Below are 24194 nucleotides of genomic sequence, written 5' to 3'. Positions count from 1 at the left end.
AGGAATGGTGTTACAGGGCAGATGTCATGCTGCGATCTGGACGTCGGCACGGCGCGGCCGTTGCGCGATGAGTGGCGCGGCACGCTCGATCGCGAGCGCGATGCGCGCGCTCAGCAGCGGACTGCTGACGCGGTGGTCATTGAAATCCGCCTCCGATCCATACACGCCGACAGGAAGCGTATGGGCCTGGAAAAAGCTCAGCAGTGGTCGCAACTGGTGGTCGATCACCAGCGCATGCCGCTCGCTGCCGCCGGTGGCGGCAAGCAGTACTGGCACGTCGAACAAGGTTTCGTGATGAATCAGATCGAAAAGATGCTTGAAGAGGCCCGTATAGGATGCGCGGTACACCGGGCTTGCAACGATCAGCGCGTCGGCTGTCTCGATCGCGCGCAAATGGGCTTCCAGGTCGCGGGCGGCACTCACGCGCGAAAACGTACGCGCTAGCGGTTCGGAGATTTCACCGAGATCCACGAGGTGAGAATGCACGTTGTGCTTATCGGCTACGAGCGCACGCTCGAGCCCCGTGAGCAAACTAACGGTAAGCGCACGCGTTCTCGAAGGTTGTTGCAAGCTTCCCGAAACCGCGACGATACGTAATGGTGTGGTCATAACAATTCCTCTCATCCTCGAAACGCACCGTACTCCCAGGAATTCGATCCGGCGACGGTGTGGGTTGATATAACGCAAGCAATATGCCAATTGCGATGTGTTTCTCGACTACCGCTGCAAACCCCGGCGATCAGGCTTGGACGGCCTTTGAAAATCCAATACGACAGGTCATTCGCTTAGTAACGCAAAGCATATTCATCGAGCGTATGAACGCTGTGGAGCAATCTGCTTTCGGTGTGCTGCCAGGCGAACAGCAGCAATTCAGATATGAATAGAAAGACGGTTTGAGAATGCTTTCGTTGAGCGCCCAATTGCCCAGGTCCCGGACCTTGTAGTCGATCGGATCATGCAACGTGTGCACGCGCGCACGCCATGCGGCGTCCAAGCCAACTGCCGCGCGCAAGCATGGAGTCCGGGTTCCCCCACCGTCAACTGCTGGACCAGCAGAATGTGAGCGAACTGCTCCTGGGTCAGCAACGCCGTGACGGATATGGGAGCTCTTTAACACCGCGCCGCTGCGCAAGCAGCATTTGGACTTTGAATATGAGAAATCAATGTTTCCAGCGCCGCAGCGGAGGTGGAACACTTGCTGCTCGATCAGCAATCTGGACCAGCGTCGTTGCACGATCGGGCCTCGAACGGGCTCTGTCGTAAAGCGGGTGGTCCAGTCCATACAGATGGCCCAACTCGTCTCCAGTCCAGCAACGCACGAAGAGCCGCACCCATCGGTGCAGCACCTGAATGAGAACGCTCGATCGCACTCGACGCCACAGCAGATCGCCGCGGATCTCGCCGCCCGCTTTTCGTTGACCGCGGTCGAACGGGATCAGCGCGGCGGGACGCCAAAACCGGAGCGCGACGCGCTGCGCGCCAGTGGCCTGCTGGCTCTCAGCATTCCATCCGAATATGGCGGACGAGGCGCTACCTGGCAGACGACCCTCGACGTTGTCCGCATCATTGCTGCGGCCGACGGCTCGCTCGCGCACGTATTCGCGTTTCATCATCTGATGCTCGCGACGGTACGGCTGTTCGGAACCGAGCAGCAGTGGGGATCATGGTTCGAAAAAACGGCCCGCCACGACTGGTTCTGGGGCAATGCACTCAATCCGCTCGACGACCGGACAATCAGCCGCAGCCGCGAGGACTGGCTCGAATTCTCCGGCCAGAAGAGTTTCTGTTCGGGGGCGCTCGACTCGGAAATGCTGATCGCGTCCGCGCGCGACGCGCTGACGAACGCGTTTCTGGTAGCCGCCGTGCCAACGCAACGCAGCGGCATCGCGGTCGCGGACGACTGGGACAACATCGGGCAGCGTCAGACTGACAGCGGAACCGTGACCTTCGAAAGAGTCCGGGTCGATCATCATGAAGTGCTCATCGAACCCGGCCCACTGTCAACGCCGTTCGCATGCTTGCGGCCGCTTATCGCGCAGTTGAGCCTTGCGCACGTTTATCTCGGCATTAGCGAAGCCGCCTTCGAAGACGCTCGTCATTACACGTTGAATGAAGCGCGTCCGTGGCCGGCGTCGAAGCTCGCAAGCGTCGGCGAGGATCCCTACATACTCGGCCAGTACGGCGAGTTCTGGGTCGGACTCGAAGCCGTGCGGACGCTGGCCGCACGGGCCGCTGACCGGCTCGACAGCGCATGGGCCCGGGGCAGCGCGCTGAGCGAGGCTGAACGCGGCGAAGTCGCGCTGGCAATAGCGACCGCGAAAGTCGCTGCCGCGCAGACAGGACTCGTCATCTGTACGCGGATGTTCGATGTCGCCGGCGCACGAGCGACGCACGGCTCGCTTAGGCTAGACCGCTACTGGCGCAATCTGCGCACTCATACGTTGCATGATCCTCTTGCCTACAAGATGCGGGAAATTGGCGAGTGGGCCCTCAAACGAACCTATCCGACGCCGAGCTTCTACTCATGAACGCCTCTCTTACCGATGTATGGGACAACGGCCTCGTTGAGCCGGTCTCTCCCGCTGGCGCACTGCCCCATGTGTACAGCCTGCCGAATCCGCGCGGGCTGAGCAAGTCGATTCGGGGGCGCGCACAAGTGTTTGTCGATCCGCGCTCGCTGGCTCTGCTTGAACGGGTGCAAAGGGTCGCGCCGAGTGACGCAAACATTCTGATCTCCGGCGAAACGGGTACCGGCAAGGAACTGATTGCCCGTCACGTGCATGGTCTCAGTCAACGTAAGGACAAGCCGTTTGTCGCCGTCAATTGCGGCGCGTTCTCCGAGACGCTGGTCGAGAGCGAGCTGTTCGGGCACGAGAAAGGCGCGTTCACCGGGGCGTTCAGCGCGAAGCCAGGCTGGTTTGAAGCAGCGAATGGCGGCACGCTGTTTCTGGACGAGATCGGCGACCTGCCGCTGTCGATGCAGGTCAAACTGTTGCGCGTGCTGCAGGAACGGGAGGTCGTGCGGCTTGGCTCGAGACAGAGCCTGCCAATCGACGTGCGCGTGGTGGCGGCGACCAACGTCCATCTGCCGCAGGCGGTGGCCGCCGGCCATTTTCGGGGCGACCTTTACTATCGGCTTAACGTCGTCCAGCTGGACGTCCCGAAGCTCTGTGAGCGACCCGGCGATATCCTGCCGCTGGCGCGCTATTTCATCGACGATTACCGCGGTCGTCTCGGTTACGGGCCGCGCGAGATCGCGCCACAAGCGGAGCGCAGACTGCTAGCGCATCGCTGGCCCGGCAATATCCGGGAACTCGAAAACGTCATTCATCACGCACTGCTGGTGGGCCGCCACGATACTTTGCAGGAAAGCGACGTACAGCTTGCGGCGTGCGCCCCACCCGCAATCGATCGCCTGCCACGTCCCGACGCACTGACACAGGACGCACAGCAGGCCCTCGAAGCCGCTTTGCGAGACCTTCTCGAGACCGAACGCGAAAATCTGTTTGAAGACATCGAGAATACCGTCATCAGGGTTGCATATGAGTACAGCCACCGCAACCAGATTCAGGCTGCAAGGCTGCTGGGGATCAGTCGCAACGTGCTGCGAGCAAGGTTGATTCGGGCGAAGGAGATTGCCGCGCTCAAATAACGGGCAGCCTGCATAGCCGCGCATCGCGCGGCTTGCTTCCCCTCGCGTTTGTCGCGGTCTTCGCTAGGCAACTGACTCGTTCGCGGCTGATTCCGTCGTAGTCGGCCCCGCCCCGATCTGCCATACATAGGGTGGCTCCGTGCGGTTGATTTCCCAATCGCCAACGATCCTCGCTTTGTAGATTAGCGGGTTGTGCGATGCCGCGGTTCGGGCATTACGCCAGTGGCGATCGAGACGGCGGGCCTCGCTGGTGCCCGATGCGCTGAGCGCGTTGAACAGATCGGTCGTAGCTTTGAGAATCAGCTCACTCACAACGACTTGTGCGCGCGCGGAGTCGAGTTCCGCTGCGATGTTAGCTTCGTGCTCGGCCTCCGCATTCCCGCCGAAACGTGCTTCGTAGGCGCGCTGAGCCGCCTCCGCCGCCTTAACAGTAGCAGCCTCGGCCGCAAAAACGCGAGCGCCTATCTCGCCGACGACCTGCTGCACCTGTGAGTCGCGGGCGACCGACGGTGCGTTGCCGTGACTGAAAATGCGGCGGCGTGAGCGGACCTCGTGCGAGACGTCGCGCAGCGCGGCTCGGCCTACGCCGGTCAGCACCGCCAGCAGCACGAGCTGATAGAAGGCAGTCTGATACTTGAAGCGGGTGGAGAAATCGATGATGTTCTCCGCCTCGACGAGTGCCGAGTCGAAACGGGTGGTGCCGCTGCCTGTCGAGCGCTGACCAAAGCCGTCCCAATCGTCGCTGCGAGTGACACCGGGCTGGTCGGTGCGGACCGCCGCGATGACGTTGCGCCCATCGTCGTCGAGCTGAGCGAATACGTCGATCCAATCCGCGAAAATGGTCCCTGTGGAGTAATACTTCTCTCCTGTGACGAGCCAGCGCTCGCCGTCGCGTTTGACGCGGGTTTGCACCTCGCCGATCGAGACATTCCCGACTTCGGTCCAGGCGTTACCGATGATCTCCCCCGCTACGAAACGAGCAAACCAGCGCTCGCGGTTTGCGTCAGCTGGAGCATTCAGCCGATCCTCCACGAACGCAAAATGCCCGCGAAGCGCCTGTGGCAGGTTCGAATCCGCCTCGCCCAGTTCGATCAGCAAACGGATCAGGTCGGGCAAAGATGCGCCTGCGCCACCGTGTTCGACCGGTATGCGAACGGCGCCGAAGCCTGCCTCCTTGAGCCACTTGATTGGGTCATAAGGCAAAGCGCGTCGTTGCTCGCGATCGAGCGTGCCATCCGCGATCTTCTGAAAGATCGGCCGGAAACGCGCGGATAGTTGCTCGTAGTCCGCACCGCGGGACAAGGAAGCGAAGGCGAGGACGGGTTCGGTTATATCAGATCGATGCAAAGTAGCCATGTGTTCTCCGGAGTGAAGGCGCGCCTCCATGAAGCCTCGCCATGCCATAAACACCTGCACATTGCGTACCAGTTCGCCAGACCCAGGCACATCGGCGACGGCCCAGTTTTTCCCGCAAGCACCGTGCTGTTCAGACAGCAAAGTGCTGCGTCTAAGCTGATAGAGCCGCAGTCAACAAATTGGATGCTCAAGACCGTCAATGCGCGCTCAAAGGATCTTCGAATTCGTCAGCACGCCCCCTTTTCACAAATAGCCGCCCTCCTCCGGCGCAAGCCTCGCCCCGACGTCAGATATCGCCGATCGACAGTGGCAATTGCGGTTCGCTCACGCCCCCGGAATTAATCAGCCTGACGTAGCTCACATATCTCGCCTCGGCGAGCGTCTGGGCAGCCACCAAACTCCCGGGCAGCGGCGCCCTCAACTCGTTAGGCAAAATCTCCGTCAGCAGCTGTTGATAGAGCACTCGGGCCGCCGGATCGCGGTAACGGTTGTCGAGTTCCAGTTGTCCTGCCGTCGTCGCATAGTCGTAGTACTCGAGTTGGCTTCGGCCCGAGATGGTCGTCGACTCCGGTGCCCAGAACGAATAGGTGCCAAGCTTGTTCGCCTGAGTGCGTACACCAATGATATGCGTCGGCGTACTGGACGCGTTTGGGATGTACGACTCAGGCAGTGTTTCGTCGGTCGTGAAGGTGACATAGGGCCGACCGGCTGCCGAATCGCTTTTCAGCATCGGAAGAAGATCATGCCTGCCGCCGTACAGCTGCGCGTAGTCGCCCGTTAGCCAATTGCGGTTACCGCCGTTGCCTATCGTCACCAGCATCGGAAGAATGTCGACTGAAGAAGTCAGGCCGTCGCGGATCTTGTCGACGTCGCCCGCATACTGTCCCGTAGGATCAACCACGATCAACGGGATGTTGTACGCCTCTTCGTAGCATGTCGAGGTCTTGCCGGACACCATACCGTGCGCGCCAGCGTATTCGCCGTGGTCGGACGTCAGGATAATGATCGTGTTGCGCGCGACATCGTGAGGCAGCGAGTGGACGATCTCGCCAATTCGTTCGTCGACGTCTGTCAGTATCTGCGTGTACGACTCGAGGCTACGCTTCCAGTAACTGAATGGCGATTTGCCGATCCCTTTCGTCACGCCCTGGATCGGCACAGGATATTCAGTGATGACGAAGTCAGCGCTATCCGGATCATCCTGAACACCACCCCATATAGCCTCCTGGATCATTCTGTTGAACGCCTGCGCTGCCGGCTTGGTGCGCTGGATGCGATCCGCCGACTCCCAGTTCGGCGGGACCGCCGCGTACGCCAGCGTCGGTGGATTCTTGAGTGGATTGGTATTCCAATCGTAGTTCGGCGGCCCTACCGTGTAGTCCCGCCATTGCTGATAACCGTTGGGGTTGTAGTTCGAGTTCGCGAAATAATCATGGTAAGTCTGGAATTCCGTTCCCGCCGGGAAGAACTCTTTGTCGTGAGGGTTCACGAGGCCTACGGTCAAACACCAGGGTGCTTCGTTCGGCTTGCGCTGGTTGAGCCACGCTACCGCCTGATTGGCGATGTACTCGTCGCTGTAGTACAGGTTGGGAATATCGCCGACGGTGCCCTGCAGGTTGCTGCCAGTTGGATCAGGGAAAGTCATCGCCTGAAATCCGTACTCCTGAAGCTCGCGCTGCCCCTGGACGGTGACCGACAGATGCCATTTGCCGATGTAGGGCGTCGAATAACCGAGGTTGCGCAGCAGCTTGCCATAGGTCGGAAACACCCGGCTGAGCGTTGGTTGAAGCGAACCTTTACTTGATGGATTATCGAAGATAGTCGTCAGCACCCAGGTTTGCTGCGAGTAAAGACCAGTGACCAAAGTGCCACGTGCTGGCGTACATGCCGAGGCGGCCGTGTAGTGTCCGGAGAACTTAACGCCCCTTCTCCACAGGGAATGCGTTTGAGGCATGAAATGCCTGAGGAAGTCGCCCGGACTGTTGATTCCCGCCGGGAACACACGCGGGTAGCGCATCTCGTCAAGCAGAATGAACAGAATGTTGGGGGTTCCCTTGTGCGCGGCGTCGCCCGTGGCCGCCCCGGATGCGCCAAGCGCGAGCTTTGGCGTAGTCAGTGCAGCGCCAATCGCCGATGTCTTCTTGATAAATTCGCGACGGTCCATAATCGTTTCTCCATGTTAGATAGAACGACGAAGGCAGCTGCCCTGTCGCGTTGCAGCGCAGTGGAGGCGATTCAATCAGCGTTGATTTATATGAAGAGACCTCTGTTCGGTCTCCTCTGAATTGTCCGGTTAAAGGGACGCGCGGTCCGCTTTTCTGAATTGATGTTTTCAGATCTGAGCCGGCAAAGAGAGGATGCGGGGAAGGCTGTGCGTTTGATGCTAGTTTCTTCTGCAGGCGACGGAAGAGGAAACGTCGAGATATGTGCGGTAGCGCACATTATTCTCTTGCCGTCCCTGCACCGCCAGTGATGATCGCTTCGCCGGCATAAGCAATGGATTCGGCCATAAGCTCCAACCGGACGGCTGTCCGCTCAGCGCAAGCCGCCCACGCTGCGCCCGTTGAAAGTGGGCAACGAGCCGTTCAGCGGATCGAAGGAGGTCGGCGGTTTCGGCGGCGCGCTCAGCGTGTTCGTGTAGTTGCGCACGACCGGCGGCAAATAGAAAAACTGCCAGCCGCCATAGGTCTTCTGATTTTCGAAGTCCTGATAGAGAAGCGGAAAACCAGCGCGTTTGATCGGCAAGTCGGTGGAACTGCTATACACGCCGTATATACGCGCGCCCTGTTGCATAAAAACCCAATCGTTCTTACCCGTCACCGGATCCGGATAGGCGCGACGCAAATGATGCAGCGGCACCGGAAAACGCGAGTCGTCGAGCAGTTCGTCGATCGACGCCGGCAGCGCCCTTCCAGCGCGGTAGTAGCGAAGAATCGCGAGCCGGTACTGATTGCCTACGAACAGCAGTTGCCGCTCCCGTTCGCGCTGCCGCTCAAGCGACCACACGTCGAGCGCGCCCATCAATGCGATCGACATCAGCATCAGCGCAATCAGGAGCGCCAGCAGAACCATTCCATCTTCGCGAGCGACAGGGTGACGTCGGATTGCCCGCGGGCTCACATCGCTCATTGCGCCGCTCCCGCCCGATCTTTCGGCATCCCCTGCGGACTGCTCGCCGGAATGACGTCGTAGACACCCGTCTTGCTCTCGTCAGGCGATGCCACCGCCGCCCATTTATCGTCACCGTTGACAGGGTCGACCGGAATTGCGCGCAGATAGTGCCTTGTCACCAGATCGTCGAGCGTGTCCGGGTATTGGCCGTTGTCGCCATAGTATTTGTCGATGGCGTCACGCATCACCACCAGGTTCTGTTGACGCACTTGCTCCTTGCCGCGCTCGATACTGTGCATGTAACGGGGCAATGCAATCGTCAGCAACAGACCGATGATTGCCATGACGACCACCAGTTCAATCAATGTGAAGCCTCTGGCTTTACGCGCGCGCACGGTTGTCATGATGCGGCTCACCACTGTTTGTATGGAATGCCGTTGATGCCGACCCGATCGGATTTCGATGTCACGTCGAACACGTCCTTACCGGCGCGCGAATTGCCGGCGGAGCCGTTGTCCGCGTCACCGCCCTCACCTGGGTTCGGTGCCTCGCCAAAGGCGCGCACGTTCCACGTGTCCTCGGCCGCAATATCCGCGTCGCCCGTAAAGAACGGATCGCGGGGCACGCGGCGAAGAAACATCAACAAGCCGCCTTTGGGATCTTTCGCATTCTTCACGCCCGTCACCATCACGGTCAGCGAGGGCGGATAGCCGGATGCATCCGCCTCCCGCTCGATCAGGCCGGTGTCGCTCGCTTCCTTGTAAGCGTCCAGTGCGGTGCGAATCTCACGCAGCGCCGCGCTCAGTTGCTGTTCCTTCTGACGCTGCACGATCAGTTCCGAGAACGGCATGATCGCGAGCGCCAGGATGCCGACAAGCGCCAGCGTAATCACCAGCTCGATCAGCGTGAAACCGCGCTGGCGAGCGCCAGACCGGCCACGCGAAGCCAATGCGTCAGCCTGCGCTTTCATGACTCAGTAACCACCGTTCTGAATCGGACGCAGCGGGTTGTCGCTCGGCATATCCCCTGGCGGCATCACGACGTTCCCCGGCGGAAACGCGGGCGGCGGAGCCGGCGCTTGAGCGGGTGCAGGAGCGGCCGCGGGGGCCTGAGCCTGAGTGCCTGGCTGTGCCGCATTCGCGTCTGGGGCCGCAGCGGTCTCAGCCCCGCTCTGCTCCGCTCCCGGAACCGCCACAGGGCCCGGCGGCGCCGCTGGCACGCTCGGCAGTGTCGAGAAACGGCCACCGTAGGGCGCGGGCGGAGGCGTGGTGCGCGGCGCCGGCGGCAGTTGGCCGAACGAACTGGTCGGCGGCACCGTGCCGGAACCCTGCGCAGCGGCTTGGGAATCGCGTGACGCCCCTGTCGTGCCGCCGCCGACACTGCCGGGCGCACGCACCGCGGGAACCGGCACCTGTTGAGTCGCCTCGGCGCCCACCGGATCGAGCCGCAACTGCTCCGCATGCACATTCACGTCGGTCCCCGACCACAGCTCTTGCGTATCGGCGTCGGCGGATTGCTGCGGACGCACGATATGCGGCGTAATCTGCAGCACGATTTCCGTCTTCAAGTGGTCGCCGTTGTGATTCGAGAACAGGCGCCCGAGCACGGGCAACTGTCCAAGCCCCGGCACTTTGTCGGCGGTCACGCGGTCCTCATCCTGAATCAGGCCGCCGAGAATCTGGCTCTCGCCATCGCGCACCCGCAGACTCGTCGACGCACTGCGCGTGCCGATCTGATAGGCGAGCGAAGTGAGCCCCGTTGACGAGTTACTGTTGGAAATCGTCTTGGTGATGTTGCTGACTTCGAGGTTCAGCTTCATACCCACGTCGCCGTCACGGTAGACCTGCGGCTCAACCTCGAGCTTGATACCGACATCGAGGTACTGAATGGTTTGTGCGAAAGACGGCCCGCTCGTGCTCGGCGTGCTCGAACTCGAAATCACCGGTACCTTGTCGCCGATCAGGATCCGCGCCTTTTCCTTGTTGCGCGCGCGAATGCGCGGGCTCGCCAGCAGGTTGGCATCGACGTCGCTGAGCTTGAAGTTCGCTGTGGCCGACAGACCGCTGACGTTATATGCATTGAGCGGCAAATGACGCAACGCGCCCCACGTGTCCACGGTAGACGGCGTCGACATCGTAAATGTATTAGGCCACTCGATACCGAGGTCGGTCAGCCGGTCGTGGGACACCTCCAGAACCTTCACTTCCAGCATCACCTCGGGCTCCGGCAGATCCTGCGCCGCGATCATATCCTCGGCGACGCGAATCGTGTCCGGCGTGCCCCGAATCGTGACGGTATTGGCGCGCTCGTCGACGACGACCTCCTTGATCTTCAACAGGCTTTTCAATAGCGACTGGACCTGCTTGGCTTCGACGTTCGACAACTGGAATGTGCGCACTTTCAGCTCCTGGTATTCGAGCTGCTTCGCAGCGGTAGCCGGGTAGATGAAAAGCGTGTTCGCGTTGAGCTGTTTCTTGTCGAGCTGGTTCTGCATCAGGATCATGTTGACCGTGTCCTGCAGCGACGCGTTGGTCACGAAGATCGTGGTCTTCAGATCGGCACGCACGTCCCGATCGAAGATCACGTTCAAGCCCGAGGTCCTCGACAACGCTTCAAACACCATCCGTACATTCGCGTCGCGGAACTGCAGCGTCACCGGTGTGCGCATGATCGACGAAGCGGCAATGTCCTCATCTTTCGCCGCACGTTGCTGCTGCCGTTTTTCGTCGATCTCCTGCGCCATCTGCAGCGCCATCGCATTGGTTGGATTCTGGGCCAGCACGCGGTGAATGCGTTCGGAAGCCAACGTATATGAACCGCGCCGCATCATCCGGTCGGCCTCCTGCAGGGAGACCAGATCGCGGCGATCCCGATCGATCGCTGCGCCGATATTGCGCCCGCGTTCGCTGTTCGGATCGAGCTGGCTGGCCGCGTAGAGCTTCTGGATCGCCACATCGAATTGATAGCTCTGACGCAACTGGTCCGCTTCGTCGAGCAGCGCATTGACCTTATGATCGCGGTCGCGCAGATAGTTGAGCTGCAACTCGGCGTTGGTCGGATCGCTCTCACGGGTCGGCGGATGAATGCAGCCGCTGAAAGCAAGCATGGTTGCGATGCTCAGCAACGCGAGCCGCCCCGCGGCCCAATTGACGGTGGGACGCTGGTCGCCAGGCGATCTGGCAGCCGACAGATGTTTGCACGAGCCGCTGTCACCGTGGCGGCTCTCACCCCGGTTGCGTGCGGTTTTCATTTATTGTCCTTCGCTTGCGTGGTTAGTATCTGTCTCTCATTGAGAGGCAGATAAGTCAGCACGACGCCACTCTCCGAAATCGACTCGATGCGATACTGCTCGTCGATGACTTCACCCGGCGAAACGATCAGCAGGCGATCGCCGTTGCTGAGGAAAACCTGGGGTTTTGCCGCTTTGGCGTCGAGTTCGCCGAGGTAGGTAAACGGCACGGGCGGCGCGGTGGGCGGCGCAACGGGCTCCGGTGGCGCGGGTGCCACGACCACGGGCGGCGGTGGCGGCAGCCACGACGACGCGGCGAACGGATTGTTCGCCGATTCAAGCGAGAGTGGCGTACGCAGCGCGCGGAGTTTGTCGCGCGCTGTCGGTGCTGATTTCGCTGACCCGGTCGTTTTGACAGGAGTCGGCGAACTTGCTGAAATTGCTGAGCTCGCGACGTTTGTCGCATTCGCCATGCTTGCCGGATTCGCTGCGTTCACTGTGTTCGCCACACTCGCGACATTCGGTGCACTTGCCACAGCCGGTGCAGCAGCCGGCACCGCACCGGCCGCACGCGCCGCCTCGTCGCGATGCAAGGCAACCATCCGCAGCGCAGCCCCGCTGCGAAGCGCGCCTTTCATCACCGTCACGACCGTCGGCGTGCGCAGCACGGGTTTCAGCTCACGCAAAGACATCCCTACCGCAGCGATCGCGCAGACCATCAGCAACACGCGGGCGACGAGATCGGGCTTCATGGCTGCGCTGCCCGATAGACGAGTTCGAAGCGCACCCGCGCATCCAGTACGTTGCCATCTACCGCGGGGCGCTCGACATGGATCTCGCGCAACGCCGCGTTCGGTACGTTATTGAGCACCGACGCCAGAAAACGCCGGATCGCACCATACTGATCCTTGACCGGCAGCAGCATCTGATAGCGCACAAAATGCGCGCTTGAATCGTTGGTCACGAGATACTCGGCCGAGCCGAGCGTCAGGTTGCTGTCGTGCGCCTGGGCGAGGATCGTCGCAATATCGTCGGCGCTCTGCGCGAAACCCGGGAACAGTTCGGGTAACGCATGAAGTGAAACCGCGTCGACAACCGCCGCACGCTCGGCGTCGGCATGACGCGCCCTGGCGGGCTGCGCAAGACGCTCAGAGTCGCGCAGCTCGTGCGAATCGACGTTTGCGTCGACTCGCATAGCCGCTACGGCGACCACCGCCGCCGCCCCCAGCAGCAATGCGCCGAGCAAGCCCGGCAGTCCGAGCGTGCGCCGCAGCTCGAAACGCCACGTGAGCAACCTGTCCTCCATCTGAGCGCCGTTCATGACTTTCTCCAGACGGCGGTGATCTGAAAGCGCACCGGCGTGCCAGGCACATTGGTTTCGATAACGTGATCGTTGAGTACGGCTTCGCGCAGCAGCACACTGTCCTGCAGATACCGGAGGTACGCGATCATCGCGTCGAAGTTCTTCGCTTCCGCCGTGATACGGATCTGGCTTTGCGCAGGACTCTGATCGATGCCTATCAGCGCGACGTCGTGGTCCGGATAGTCCTCGACGATCGACAGCAGGTCCTGCCACGGCACGGTCAGCTCGCGCAACACCGCGAGGCTCTGGTTCTCCGCGAGCCGCGTGGCCGGCGTCGGCGGCGTCTTCGCGGAGTGCGATTCCGCAAACAGCCGGCGCCGCTGCGCGTCCTGTTGCGCCTGCACGCGGTCGCTTTCGTCGTAGGCGTGCCAGAGCCGTTGACCACTCACCAGCAACAACAGGCTGGCGACACACAGCAGCACCATCCCCGCCGGAGCGCCCTGCAAGCGGCGACGGCCAAAATCGATGTGAAGGCGGGGCATCATCGCGCGGCCTCCATCAAACGATACGCGACCGGCTTGTCCATCGCCGGTTGCGCGACGCTCTGCGTCGCGCAAAAGCGCCCCTCGAATGGCGCAGGATCCAATTCGGCGCCGCACAGACATATTCTGCATGCCTCGCGTTTCCCGCTCGTTCGTCCGGCGAGACGCTCGAACGACTGTTCGGCGCGTGCGGCGATCCGCTCGGCGTCGCTGGCGTCGCCGGGAAAAATACGCTGCGAGTCATAGGCGACCCAACGGTTCTCCTCGAACAGCACAGCCTGCATCAGCGTGTCCGCGACAAACAACAGCAGCGCCGTGCCGGCACCGGCGGCGGCGTCCTGCACGCGATTGAGCAATTCTGGCAGGCATAGCTTGAGAGACCGGACGTCGACGCCCGCCGCCATCCCCACATCGTGGATGCCGTCGTGCAGCGTGCAAGCGATGGCACTCGCGAAGACCGCATGGCCCCCGCGCTGCACCGAAAAGCGCACCTGCACGGACTCGGCCTCGATGCCATACAGATCAGAGAAGTGAGCGAGCACGATCTGGTTGGTTTCGCTTGCGCTCAGTGTGCGGAAATCGCCTCGCAAGATGGCGTGGCTCGCCCAGAAATCGTCCAGCATGAGGTGCGCCTTGCGTTTGACCAATACCGTGCGCGCCGTCTGCCCGGCGTCGGCGGCTAATGCAATGTTCAACGCGTCGAGCACGCCTCTTTCGGTGAAGCACTGCTCATCGGGAATGGCAACGCTCGTGGGTTCCGCAAGCGCTGCGGCATGACGGCGCGCAACCCTCCAGCGCGGCGCCGTCGCCGCCATGACCAGTTCGCGTGTACCGACGCCGATGGCGAGCGGACTATTCAACCATGGTGACACGGTTGATCTCCTCGAGTGTGGTTTCGCCCTGCTTCACGAGCGAGAGCGCGGCCGTGCGCATGGTCTGCATCCCATAGCGCAGTGCGGCTGCCTTGATGTGCCCAAGTGGCGCGCGCTCCGATAACAATTGCCGCAACTCGTCGTTCATGCGCAGCGTTTCCGCGACCGCGCGCCGCCCGCGATAGCCGCTGCCACGGCAAGCCGCGCAGCCAGCGCCGTGGCGAAAGCGGTAGCTGCCCACGTTGTCCGGATCGATGCCGGAACGGGCCAAGGTGTCTCGATCGACCGTGTCGTCCACCACGCAGTCGGCACAGCACTGGCGCAACAGCCGCTGCGCAATCACGCCATTCAGGGCCGACACGAAGCTGTACGGATCGACGTCCATGTTCGTGAAGCGGCCTATCACGTCGAACACGTTGTTCGCGTGCACCGTCGTGAACACCTGGTGTCCGGTCAACGCCGCCTGCACGGCGATTTGCGCGGTTTCAGGATCGCGGATTTCACCGACCATGATCTTGTCCGGATCGTGCCGCAGGATCGATCGCAGTCCGCGGGCGAACGTCAGTCCCTTCGCTTCATTCACCGGTATCTGCAGGATGTCCCCCAGTTGATATTCGACTGGGTCCTCGATCGTGACGATCTTTTCCAGGCCGTCGTTGATCTCGGTGAGAATCGCGTACAACGTCGTCGTTTTGCCGCTGCCCGTCGGCCCCGTCACCAGCAGCATTCCGTAGGGCATGGACGCCACCGAGCGCATGAAGCGCGTATCGTCGCTACGAAATCCCAGTGTTTCGAGTGTCAATCCGCCCGGCGCCTGCGAAAGCTGATAACGGTCGAGAATGCGCAGGACCGCATCTTCGCCGAACTGGTTCGGCATGATCGACACGCGAAAGTCGATTTCGCGGCCCGCGTACACCGCCTTGAAACGACCGTCCTGCGGTACGCGGCGCTCCGCGATGTCGAGTTCGGAGATGACCTTCACGCGCGACAGCACCTGGTCCGCGACATCGCGTCCCTCGGCACGGCCGACCACGGTCAGCACGCCATCCACCCGGCACTTGATCTTCAGCCCGTTTGCACGGCATTCGAGATGGATGTCGCTCGCCATCATCTTCAACGCGTCGTAGATGGTGGAGTTGAGCAGACGCACCACGGCGCTGTCGTCGCTGCTGATGCCCTGCAACGTCAGCGCGAGCGAAGCGGGATCGGCGGTGTGCTGCACCTCATCGTCGAGGGCGAGCGAATCCATCGCGCGCACGTCTTTTTCGCGCATGGCGAGCCACGCGGTGAGGTCGCCGACGCTCGCCAGCGCCCAGCTATACCGCGAAGTGGGCCGCGCACGCATCCGGTGCTCCATCACGCCGCGCGTGCGGGCGTCGAGCGGATCGGCGATCACGAACAGCAGCGCGCCGTTCTGATCCGGCTCGCGAAAGCACACGCACAGCCGGGTGGTGGCTTCGACGAACGGCAGTACCTCGAAATCCGCTTCCAGCCGGTTCAATTCCTGCATGCCGATCGACTTCATGCGGAACTGCCCGGCGAGCCGAACCACCGTTTCGTCGGCGCTTAGCGACGCCTGCACCATCAACTCTTCCAGTGCGCGAATGCCCGAGCCGTGCCTGTCGCTGAGCGCGCGCAGCGCGTCACGCAATTCAACGCCCTGAGATTGTGGTGCCTCGCTGATCGTATCCATGCGTTTCCCCTCGACACGGCCTACTGGATGCTCGACGCAATCTCAAAGATCGGCATGTACATCAACACGACAATCCCTCCGATCACCACGCCGATGAAAATCATCATCGCCGGCTCGATCAGTCGGGAAATCAGATCGATCGTGCGCGACACTTGCGCTTCCTGGAATGCGGCGATTCTGTCGAGAACAGGACCCAGGCCACCGGTCTTCTCAGCGACGGTCAGCAAGCGATAGGTAATCGCGTTGGCGAGACCCGCTTGCTGGAACGCGTCGGAGATCCTCGCGCCATTGCGTACCTGCTGCATGGCACTTTCCACGGCCGTCTGATCGGCCCGGCTCACCAGTCCACTGGCGAGTGTGAAGGCACGCGTGGCGGGAATGCCGCCTTCGACCAGCATCGCTGTAGTGCGAAAAAACTGCGACTGCCGAAACACCCGGAAGTGCAGACCAATACCCGGCAATGCGAGCAGGCGATCCGCGATCCAGTTGCGCGCCGCGACCCGGCGCAGCGCGACGCCGACCGTCACCGCCACCACGGCGAGGCCCACAGTGATGGCCATTCCGTGGGCATGCACCATGCCGCCCCAGGCCATCAGTAATTGTGAGAGCAGCGGCAGCTCGCGTCCGCTATGCTCGAGCAGGGTCGCAAAGCGCGGCACGACGAAACCCAGCAGAAACAGCACGACGGCCGCGCCTACGAGCAGTAGCACGGATGGATAGATCGCGGCCGACACCACGCGGCCGCGCAGTTCGTGAAGCAGCGCACTGTTGCGTGAATAGCGCGTCAGACTGTCGGCAAGACCGCCGGTCTGTTCACTCGCTTTCACGCACGCCACGAGGATAGGGGGAAACACGCGGCTTGCATGCTCGAGCGCCGCGGACAGCGAGTGCCCTTCTTCGAGCTGCCGCAGCAGATCGCCATAGACCTCCGCCGACGCCTCGCGGCGCTCATTGCCGCGTAGCGTGCGCAATGCGTCGATAACGCCGACGCCGGCATCGAGCAATGCCGCGAGTTCGCGCGCGAACAGCTCGACGTTGAATTTCGCGCCCGGCATCGCGCCCCAGCCAGACCGGCGCTGACCTCGCGCTTGCGCGCGTACCGACACCACGCGCAATCCCCTTGCGCGCGCGAGCGCTATCGCGGCTGCGGACGAATCGCAGTCGACGCGAAGCGTCTGCACTGAACCGCTGGTATCGAAGCCGCGCAGCAGGTACTTCACGTCGATTCTCCTCGCTGAGAGCCGCACTACCAGGACGTGACGTTCGTGTTCTCACCGGTGCCGCCCACCTTGCCGTCCTTACCGAGCGAGTACAGGTCGTAGTCGCCATGCTCGCCGGGCGAGCGGTAATGGTAGGGGCGACCCCACGGATCCGGCGGCACCGCTTTCTGCAGATACGGGCCACTCCAGTTCGTTGCGTCCTGAGGTTTGGTCATCAGCGCCTGAAGGCCTTCCTCGGTTGTCGGATAGACGCCCATGTCGAGCCTGTATTGATCGAGCGCCTTGCTCAACGAGTCGATCTGGGCCCGCGCGATCTTGGTGTTCGACTTGCCAACCTGTTCGAAATAGCGCGGCGCGACCAGCCCCGCGAGCAAGCCGATGATGACCATGACCACGAGCAGTTCGAGCAGCGTGAAACCGCCGTTGCGCCGACGTGCATCGCCAATGCGTAGAGGGAGCGTCACGCTGCTGCGCATGGCGGCCCTGATCGGGAAAGATTCGTTGCGCACGGTGCCCCCTTTCTGTCGACCCACCGGCCCGATGACACCAGAGCCGTTTTGCCCATTCTTGTTCAGGTGGACACCGGCAAGAAGTAGGGAGACCAGACCAAAGGGATGGGTAAAGACCCTCCAGTTCCCGCGTCGTTCACAGGAAGCGATCGAGCGCGCGTGCCGGTTTCGACAACGGCAGCACACCCATGTCGAGCGCGATCAGCACGAGGCCGGTGACGTTCGTCACGTCGAGCTTGCGCATCAGGCTCGCGCGGTGCTTTTCGATGGTCTTCGGGCTGAGTTGCAGATACTCGCCGACCTGCCGATTGGTGCAGCCTTCCGCGACAAGCCTCAGCACCGCGCGTTCGCGAGTGGTCAAGGTGTGCCATAGCTGCGCATGGCGCGAAACGCCTGGCAGCGGATCGCACGATACGCCGTTCCCGGCATGCTGTTCGAACGCGGGGTTGCGTTTGCCCTCCATCACGAGGCGCATTTCGCCGACGAGTTCTTCGAACGAGGCGTCCTTGATCACGTAGCCATCGGCGCCCGCCGCGAACGCCTCCTGCACGTGCTCGTCGCTGCTGTGGATCGTCAGCGCGATGATCCGCACCTGCGGTATCCGATACTTGATCACGGCAATGGCCTCGATGCCGCTCATGCCAGGCATCGAGAGATCCATCAGGATCAGATCGGGCCGGATGGCCCAGGCGAGACTGCACGCGTTGATACCGTCGGTCGCCTCGCCCGCGACGGTGTAGTCAGGCAGGGAGGACACCATCGTACGGAGACCGCCGCGCAACAGATGCTGATCCTCGGCGATCAGTACGTGATAAGTCGTCGCCACTTTGCTCGCTCCCGGCGGCCCCCCATGACTAGTTCGAGGCGACGACGTCGTGGTAAGCACTCAGCAGTTCGGCCGGCGTTGCGAGACCGTCCAGACGCAGCCACGGCTTGCCGGGTGCCGCGCGGAAAAAGACCACGGCGGTGTGATTCATCTTGTCGCCACGATAGACGTTGAACGCGCGTTGAGCCGCGATACTAGCCTCGACGGTGCCGGTGTAGTGCTGCCACTCGGGGCCGGCATCGAAGCGGGCGGCGTAGGCCTTCAGGCGGGCTGTCGTGTCCTCTTCGGGATCGATCGAGATCGACACGAGATGAACCTTGTCACGGTCGGCGCCGAGCCTCGCTTGCAATTCCTCGAAGGTTTGACTGACCATTGGGCATATCGTCGTGCAACTCGTGTAGATGAACGTCAGGATGACCGGACGGCCGTCGTTCAGCTCGTCGAGGAGCGAAACAGCTTTGCCGTCGTCGCGAACCAGCGTCACCGCGGGCAGTGTGTATTGCACACTCGAGCGCACTGTGCCCGTGGTCATGTCATGGTGATGATGCATTTGCATCGCGGTGTCGTGGGCCATCTCATGGGCCATCTTCCCGGCAGGCGCCGGCTGCATGTCCGTCGCCTGATGATGTTGCACCTCGATCGCGGCGCCATCGGCGACGTCTTCGGCAGTCGCGGCCACGGCTCCGACGCCTGTCAGCCCTGCGCCGGTCAGCACGAGCGCGCCGATCATCCATGTGCGGTTCGTCTTCATCGGGGTCTCCTGAGACAATGGGACGGCAATGGCGCGATGCAAGAAGCACAGCGACGCACCCGGCCGTTCAATTCAGTCTCATGAAATCGCCCGCGCACGTCATTGGATAAAGTCCCCCAAAGCGCGGTAGGGTACGTCTACCAGCGGTAACATCCACCCCGCATAAAGCGGAGTGTCCCCCGCGTGACGTGCGTAGTTGTCCCGTTGGCAGAGCGACGTGCGCGGACCTACAATTCATAACCAATGCTTAAGGTTTCCTTAAGCAAACTCGCTGGGGAGATCCCATGCAGGCACCTCCGCCCGCTGCACGGCAACTGAGGTTGCGCGACCTTGTCGATGCGATGCGCAAGCTTGGGATCGCGGCGCGACTCGACGAAACGCGACTGGACAACGTCACTGACGCGCGCGGCGCCGCGCTTGCGATCCTGTCGGCGCATGGCGCGTTCCTGTCGGTGAACCGCAGCGCCGCAGCGTTGCTCGGATACGCGAACGGCGAACTCGTCGGCCGCTCGCTGCTGGACATGGCGCCCGAGGGCGAACGCGCATCGCTCGCCGCCCAGCTATCGGTCGATCCCGCTCACGAGTTTGCTCCGGTCACCACGATGCTGACCTTGCGCAATGGCCGTCCCACCTTGCTGTTACTGCACCGCCAACCGATCGCGTCCGACGAGGCGCAGCAGAAACCGCCCGATGGGCAAGCCGCGCAACTGATGCTCTTCGAGGAACCCCTTGCAGCCGATGCCTCGCTTGCGCCTGGCGTCCATCTCCCCAAAGCGGCGGCCCGCGATCGGCTGAAGTATCTGATGATCGGTCAGCAACGCGAGCGTCAACGCCTCGCCGCCGAACTGCACGACGGTCTAGGCCAGGCGCTCACGCTGATCAAGCTGATGGTCGAGGACTCGCGCATGCGCCTGCGTCGCGGACAAGCCGAAGACGCCGCGCAAAAGCTCGACGCCACCGTCCTGCAAGTGCGCGAGGCGATCGGCGAGATGCGACAGATTTGCGGCGAACTTCGTCCGCTAGCACTCGACCGGCTGGGTCTCGCCGTCGCGTTGAGCACGCTGTGCCGGCGCGTCGAGCGCAGTGCCGAAGGCCTGGCGGTGAACTTCCGCTGCGACGTCGACGACCGCGATGTGCCCGACTACCTGAAGGCGGACATTTTCCGCCTCGCTCAGGAAGCGCTCAATAACATCGTCAAGCACGCAGCGGCAACCGAGATCCGGCTCACCCTGCAACGGATCGACACCGGTCTGCTGCTCACCGTTCAGGACAACGGCACCGGCTACGATACGCGCCCCCTGTCACCTGAAGACATCGGTTCGATGGGCCTCGGCCTCGCCGGCATGCAACACCGTGTCGAATCGCAGGGGGGCTTTCTCTCGATCCACTCTTCCGACGCCATCGGCACACTCGTATCGGCGAGTTGGACGCTTTGACGGACACCGCCGGCTCGCCCATGCGCGCTGCCCTCATCCGGCTGCTGGTCCACTGAGCCTCGACGCTGGCAGTTCCTCGACATCGCCGGGGGCCGCTGGCGGCTCCGGATGCGCAACCGGCGGCTGGACTGGCTTGTCGGAATCGCGTTCCGCGCATTTGGTCGCGAGCGAGGTCAACAGCCCCATGCTGATCGCGACCAGCACGAGTTCCGTCAGATTCTCGATGGCGAGCTTGTGCATCACGCTCGCCCGATACTTCTCGATCGTCTTCGGGCTGAGGTTTAGATATTCTCCGACCTGCCGGTTGGTACGCCCTTCAGCAATCAGCTTCAGCACACTGCGCTCGCGCGCCGTGAGAATGTCCCACGCGTTCTTCGGCGCCACTGCTTCGCGGCCGGTAATGAAAGAGTCGACCATGTAGCCGTACACATCGGCGCTCAGATGCTTTTTTCCCTGCATCACCGCGCGCATCGCAACAATCAGTTCGTCGAACGAAACATCTTTCAGCACATAACCGTCGACGCCCGCACGCAGCGCTTCACGCACGTACTCTTCGTTTTGATGCACGGTGAGCGCCAGGATACGCACGTGAGGCGAACGGCGCTTGATCGCCGCGCTCGCGTCGATGCCGTTCATGCCGCGCATCGACAGATCCATCAGGATCAGATCAGGATTGAGCGCCATGGCGAACTGGCAGGCTTGCTTGCCGTCCGTCGCCTCTCCGACAACAGGAAATTCGCCTTGTGCTGACAGCATCGAGCACAATCCTTTTCGCAGCAGATCATGATCCTCGCTGACCAGGACGCGATATTTGGTATTCACGATCCCCACTCCTCGTTAGAGCATGGACGGTTGATTGATCAACCGTAAGCGCCTGTGGCAGGACGATTTTCTTCTTTCAAATATTTCTTTCTAATTGATTGGATATTTCTTTCTAATAAATTAACCTATCCTTACCTTGACTTAACATATTTTTTGACCACATCCGATTGCCCGCTCGGCCTTGCTGTGCAAGGTTCGCGCCATCTGGTCCAGGACCTTTTCCAGATTCGGGAAGCACGACGTGACTTTTAGTTTGATTAATTAAATCGGCGAAAAACGTTTCAAAACTGATACGTTCGACGGAAAAACTGATTTTGGTAAAAATGGGAATAAAGTGCGTCCTTCCTGTGTTTCGCGAATGCGAGGCAGTACAAACTACGTCATCCGCCCCTATCGGAACTATTTTCCTTCCTTGAAGCGAATGACGAACAGTAGCCAAACCAGGCGGATCTCACGATTCGTTACAAACGTAACATTTCTGCAAATCAGAAAATACCCTACTCGGCGCACCTCCAAAAGTAGGAGGGTGCCCCATTGCTCAGGTCCTTTTGCGCGACTCACAATGACGACGCGGAGGGATGTCGAACATGCGCAAGCGCTCTTCTTTGCTGTCGGCGAGTACGCTTCGGGCGGTCATGATGACCCTCGGCATGACATCAACTGGGCTCGCGCATGCGGACATCTTTGGCGCGGTCGACAGCCAAGGTGCGATCGTCCTGACCAACACACCGGGCACGGCGGGACTGCGCGTGATCGTCGCGGGAGACCCGCCGCCCGAGCGAAGTGCGAAACGTACAAACAGCACATTCAGCGCCGTGATCGAAGAAGCAAGCCGCACCTTTCGCGTGGCGCCCGAACTGCTGCGCGCGGTGATCGACGTTGAGTCGCGCTACAACCCGAATGCCGTATCGGACAAAGGTGCACAAGGTCTCATGCAGTTGATGCCCGACACCGCGCGGCGCTTTTCGGGCGGCAACATGTTCAATCCGCGCGACAACGTGCTGGCAGGCGCGCGCTATCTACGCTTCCTGCTCGATCTCTTCCAGGACGACATGGAACTTGCGCTGGCCGCGTACAACGCGGGCGAGAACGCCGTGATTCGGGCCGGCTATCGCATCCCTTCGATCCCCGAGACGCGTCAGTACGTGCCGCGCGTGCTGGACCGCTACCGGCGTCTGCTGACGGTCAGCGGCTGATGCGCGCCGGCGGCGCTGTCATGCCGCCCTGCCCGGCTGCTACGGCACGATCCACGCGCTATCGGCAACGACACGCGTGTCCTCGGGTTGCGCAAAGCGAACGAGATAACCGCCCTTCGAGGCAAAGCGCTGACCCGGCGCGAGCGTCAGGCGCGGATAGTAGCCCGTCAGGATCCGATGGTCGAGCATGTCATCGACGCGTTCTACCAGGTAGTCTCTGACGAACGCATCGACCATGTGACTGAGGGTCTCGGCGAGCAGCCCGCACGCGAGATAGGTATCCGCCTGAACGCGCTCGTCGACGACCTGAATATGCCTGATCGCGAACCAGCCGAACGCGTAATCGACACGCACACGTCGTCCCTCGGGCAGGTCGACCGGATAGGCGATACGCGCGGCGTCACGCCACCTTTGCGGCAAGGGTATGCGGTCGAGGCCACCCATCAGTCCCGACACGAAGACCTGAGTCGAAGCGGGCGGCTTGCCTGCGACCGCCGCGATATCAGGTGGCCGCAGCCACAGCACCAGCGCATCTGTTCCACGCGCACCGCGAAGCGCTTCGGCAACGCTATCGCCCGGCGCGAGCCTGTGGCTCGATACGCTCACGCCGTGGTCCTTCAGTGCGCTCGCGAGCGCAAGCGCCGCCGCCTCGCCACTGTCGCCCGCGCGATAAACCTGGCGTACGGTCTTCACCATGCCAGCCGGTGAGCCGCTATTCGCGTCGAGAATACGCTTCGCGATCAGCCCGGCCTCGAGCAGAACGCCCTTCGAGAAATACATCGAGTAAAAGTCCTGGTCGGTCTCGACTGGCACGTCGACGTTGGGAAAGAGGCACGGCACCGCTTCCTGCTCGCAGAAGTCGTGAACGGGCGCCCAGTTCTTGCCGCCGATTCCCGACAACACCGCAAATACGGGTTGCTGCGTCAGATACGCCTTCAACTGCTCGTGCCAGGTCTCGGGTGGGCCGTGCAGTTCCCACACATGCAACTCCCAGCGTCGGTTGACCATGAACATCATCTTGCGCGAGGTGCGCAGCGGCGGCGTTGCGCCGAGCGGCGAAGCGTTCTTGTCGGCGAAATAGTGTTCCAGCACGTCGAGCATGCCGCGCCGTTTCACCGGATCCGCGTCCGGTGTGATGATCGTCGCGAAGTGCAGCACGGTATCCGTGACGCCCGGCGCCCTGCGCCGGTCGAGCCGCTTCAGATAGCCGATCAACGCCGCCATGTCCGCGTCGTTCAGCGCGAACTGCGGCATCAGATTGCTGAGTGGCTTGCCCTCGGAGTCGACGCCTTCGCGGATCGCACGGGCGATCGTCGCGTCCGTGTACGGCTCGCGATTGGCCCGCATGCCGTCGACGTAGGGTATCTCCAGCTCCTCGGGATTCTGAACCCGCGGGTGGAACAGATACTGCCCGCTGATCGGTGGAATGGTGCTGTTGCCTTCGCGCGCGCCGAGCCCGCTGCGCCGGTGGCAATTCATGCATGCGACGGCGGCGCCTTGCATGCGCACGCCGCCATCGTGGCTCGCTTGAACCGCTTCACCGGAGCCGGCAATGCCGCGCTGGTAGATCGACTCGCCGGCATCGATGGGAGGCGCGCCGCGCGCTTGTTGCACGCCGGCCAGCAGCAGCGCGGCAAGCGCGGCCGCTACCCCAAAGAACCCGGCGCGGCGCATGA

The 24194-nt window shown here is 61.9% G+C and carries 22 protein-coding genes; 4 read left to right on the top strand and 18 right to left on the bottom strand.

The window, feature by feature from the left end; genetic code table 11:
• Positions 1–24 precede the first annotated feature (24 nt).
• Positions 25–609, bottom strand: coding sequence for an FMN reductase (gene msuE / locus G5S42_RS20745; protein ID WP_176110582.1), 585 nt, complete (start codon positions 607–609; stop codon positions 25–27).
• Between the two features lie 677 nt (positions 610–1286).
• On the opposite strand from msuE, the gene G5S42_RS20740 reads away from it, so the two are divergent.
• Together G5S42_RS20740 and G5S42_RS20735 are read left to right on the top strand one after the other, a co-directional pair.
• Positions 1287–2528 carry an acyl-CoA dehydrogenase family protein gene (locus G5S42_RS20740; RefSeq protein WP_176108508.1) on the top strand — a complete coding sequence of 414 codons (1242 nt, stop codon included), beginning with the start codon at positions 1287–1289 and terminating at the stop codon, positions 2526–2528.
• Positions 2525–3652 carry a sigma-54 interaction domain-containing protein gene (locus tag G5S42_RS20735; RefSeq protein ID WP_176108507.1) on the top strand — a complete coding sequence of 376 codons (1128 nt, stop codon included), beginning with the start codon at positions 2525–2527 and terminating at the stop codon, positions 3650–3652. The genes G5S42_RS20740 and G5S42_RS20735 overlap by 4 nt, the downstream gene beginning before the upstream one ends.
• Positions 3653–3715: 63 nt before the next feature.
• On the opposite strand, the gene G5S42_RS20730 is transcribed toward G5S42_RS20735, so the two are convergent.
• The 15 genes from G5S42_RS20730 to G5S42_RS20660 all read right to left on the bottom strand — a co-directional run bounded on the left by G5S42_RS20730 (position 3716) and on the right by G5S42_RS20660 (position 18899).
• Positions 3716–5008: an acyl-CoA dehydrogenase family protein gene (locus G5S42_RS20730; protein ID WP_176108506.1), complete on the bottom strand. Its 1293-nt coding sequence runs from the start codon at positions 5006–5008 to the stop codon at positions 3716–3718.
• A 286-nt stretch (positions 5009–5294) separates the two neighbouring features.
• Positions 5295–7172 (bottom strand): sulfatase-like hydrolase/transferase, encoded by a 1878-nt coding sequence (locus G5S42_RS20725; protein ID WP_176108505.1) that lies wholly within the window; start codon positions 7170–7172, stop codon positions 5295–5297.
• 371 nt (positions 7173–7543) lie between these two features.
• Positions 7544–8080 carry a type II secretion system protein gene (locus tag G5S42_RS20720; protein WP_246392041.1) on the bottom strand — a complete coding sequence of 179 codons (537 nt, stop codon included), beginning with the start codon at positions 8078–8080 and terminating at the stop codon, positions 7544–7546.
• Positions 8081–8133: 53 nt separating this feature from the next.
• Complete coding sequence (locus tag G5S42_RS20715; protein WP_176108503.1) at positions 8134–8523, bottom strand: type IV pilin protein; 390 nt, start codon at positions 8521–8523, stop codon at positions 8134–8136.
• A gap of 8 nt (positions 8524–8531) precedes the next feature.
• A complete protein-coding gene (locus G5S42_RS20710; RefSeq protein WP_176108502.1) occupies positions 8532–9089 on the bottom strand; it encodes a type II secretion system protein in 558 nt (185 codons plus the stop codon).
• Between the two features lie 3 nt (positions 9090–9092).
• On the bottom strand, positions 9093–11369 hold the full coding sequence (locus tag G5S42_RS20705; RefSeq protein ID WP_176108501.1) for a type IV pilus secretin PilQ: 2277 nt from the start codon (positions 11367–11369) through the stop codon (positions 9093–9095).
• Complete coding sequence (locus tag G5S42_RS20700) at positions 11366–12100, bottom strand: hypothetical protein (protein WP_176108500.1); 735 nt, start codon at positions 12098–12100, stop codon at positions 11366–11368. Before G5S42_RS20700 ends, G5S42_RS20705 begins: the two co-directional genes overlap by 4 nt.
• Positions 12097–12669 (bottom strand): hypothetical protein, encoded by a 573-nt coding sequence (locus G5S42_RS20695; protein ID WP_176108499.1) that lies wholly within the window; start codon positions 12667–12669, stop codon positions 12097–12099. The genes G5S42_RS20700 and G5S42_RS20695 overlap by 4 nt, the downstream gene beginning before the upstream one ends.
• Complete coding sequence (locus tag G5S42_RS20690) at positions 12666–13196, bottom strand: PilN domain-containing protein (protein ID WP_176108498.1); 531 nt, start codon at positions 13194–13196, stop codon at positions 12666–12668. The genes G5S42_RS20695 and G5S42_RS20690 overlap by 4 nt, the downstream gene beginning before the upstream one ends.
• Positions 13193–14008, bottom strand: coding sequence for a hypothetical protein (locus G5S42_RS20685; RefSeq protein WP_217709928.1), 816 nt, complete (start codon positions 14006–14008; stop codon positions 13193–13195). Before G5S42_RS20685 ends, G5S42_RS20690 begins: the two co-directional genes overlap by 4 nt.
• Positions 14009–14045: 37 nt before the next feature.
• Complete coding sequence (locus G5S42_RS20680; RefSeq protein ID WP_176108496.1) at positions 14046–15758, bottom strand: GspE/PulE family protein; 1713 nt, start codon at positions 15756–15758, stop codon at positions 14046–14048.
• Positions 15759–15778: 20 nt separating this feature from the next.
• The gene (locus tag G5S42_RS20675) at positions 15779–16978 is read right to left on the bottom strand and encodes a type II secretion system F family protein (protein ID WP_176108495.1); all 1200 of its coding nucleotides are present in this window, start codon (positions 16976–16978) and stop codon (positions 15779–15781) included.
• Between the two features lie 26 nt (positions 16979–17004).
• On the bottom strand, positions 17005–17454 hold the full coding sequence (gene gspG / locus G5S42_RS20670) for a type II secretion system major pseudopilin GspG (protein ID WP_176110581.1): 450 nt from the start codon (positions 17452–17454) through the stop codon (positions 17005–17007).
• 169 nt (positions 17455–17623) lie between these two features.
• Positions 17624–18313 (bottom strand): response regulator, encoded by a 690-nt coding sequence (locus tag G5S42_RS20665; RefSeq protein ID WP_176108494.1) that lies wholly within the window; start codon positions 18311–18313, stop codon positions 17624–17626.
• 28 nt (positions 18314–18341) lie between these two features.
• Positions 18342–18899, bottom strand: a complete 558-nt coding sequence (locus tag G5S42_RS20660; RefSeq protein WP_376776952.1) for an SCO family protein — start codon at positions 18897–18899, stop codon at positions 18342–18344.
• A gap of 449 nt (positions 18900–19348) precedes the next feature.
• On the opposite strand from G5S42_RS20660, the gene G5S42_RS20655 reads away from it, so the two are divergent.
• Positions 19349–20500, top strand: a complete 1152-nt coding sequence (locus G5S42_RS20655) for a sensor histidine kinase (protein ID WP_176108492.1) — start codon at positions 19349–19351, stop codon at positions 20498–20500.
• 33 nt (positions 20501–20533) lie between these two features.
• On the opposite strand, the gene G5S42_RS20650 is transcribed toward G5S42_RS20655, so the two are convergent.
• Complete coding sequence (locus G5S42_RS20650) at positions 20534–21322, bottom strand: response regulator (protein ID WP_176108491.1); 789 nt, start codon at positions 21320–21322, stop codon at positions 20534–20536.
• Positions 21323–21909: 587 nt separating this feature from the next.
• On the opposite strand from G5S42_RS20650, the gene G5S42_RS20645 reads away from it, so the two are divergent.
• On the top strand, positions 21910–22518 hold the full coding sequence (locus tag G5S42_RS20645) for a lytic transglycosylase domain-containing protein (protein WP_176108490.1): 609 nt from the start codon (positions 21910–21912) through the stop codon (positions 22516–22518).
• A 39-nt stretch (positions 22519–22557) separates the two neighbouring features.
• Here the strand turns inward: G5S42_RS20645 and G5S42_RS20640 are convergent, their stop codons facing one another.
• On the bottom strand, positions 22558–24192 hold the full coding sequence (locus G5S42_RS20640; protein WP_176108489.1) for a c-type cytochrome: 1635 nt from the start codon (positions 24190–24192) through the stop codon (positions 22558–22560).
• Between the last annotated feature and the right edge of the window lie 2 nt (positions 24193–24194).

Origin of the sequence: Paraburkholderia youngii (assembly GCF_013366925.1) — a bacterium.
GTDB lineage: Bacteria > Pseudomonadota > Gammaproteobacteria > Burkholderiales > Burkholderiaceae > Paraburkholderia > Paraburkholderia youngii.
The sequence above is the reverse complement of the archived record's forward strand: the minus strand, read 5'-3'. Positions and strand labels throughout refer to the sequence as shown.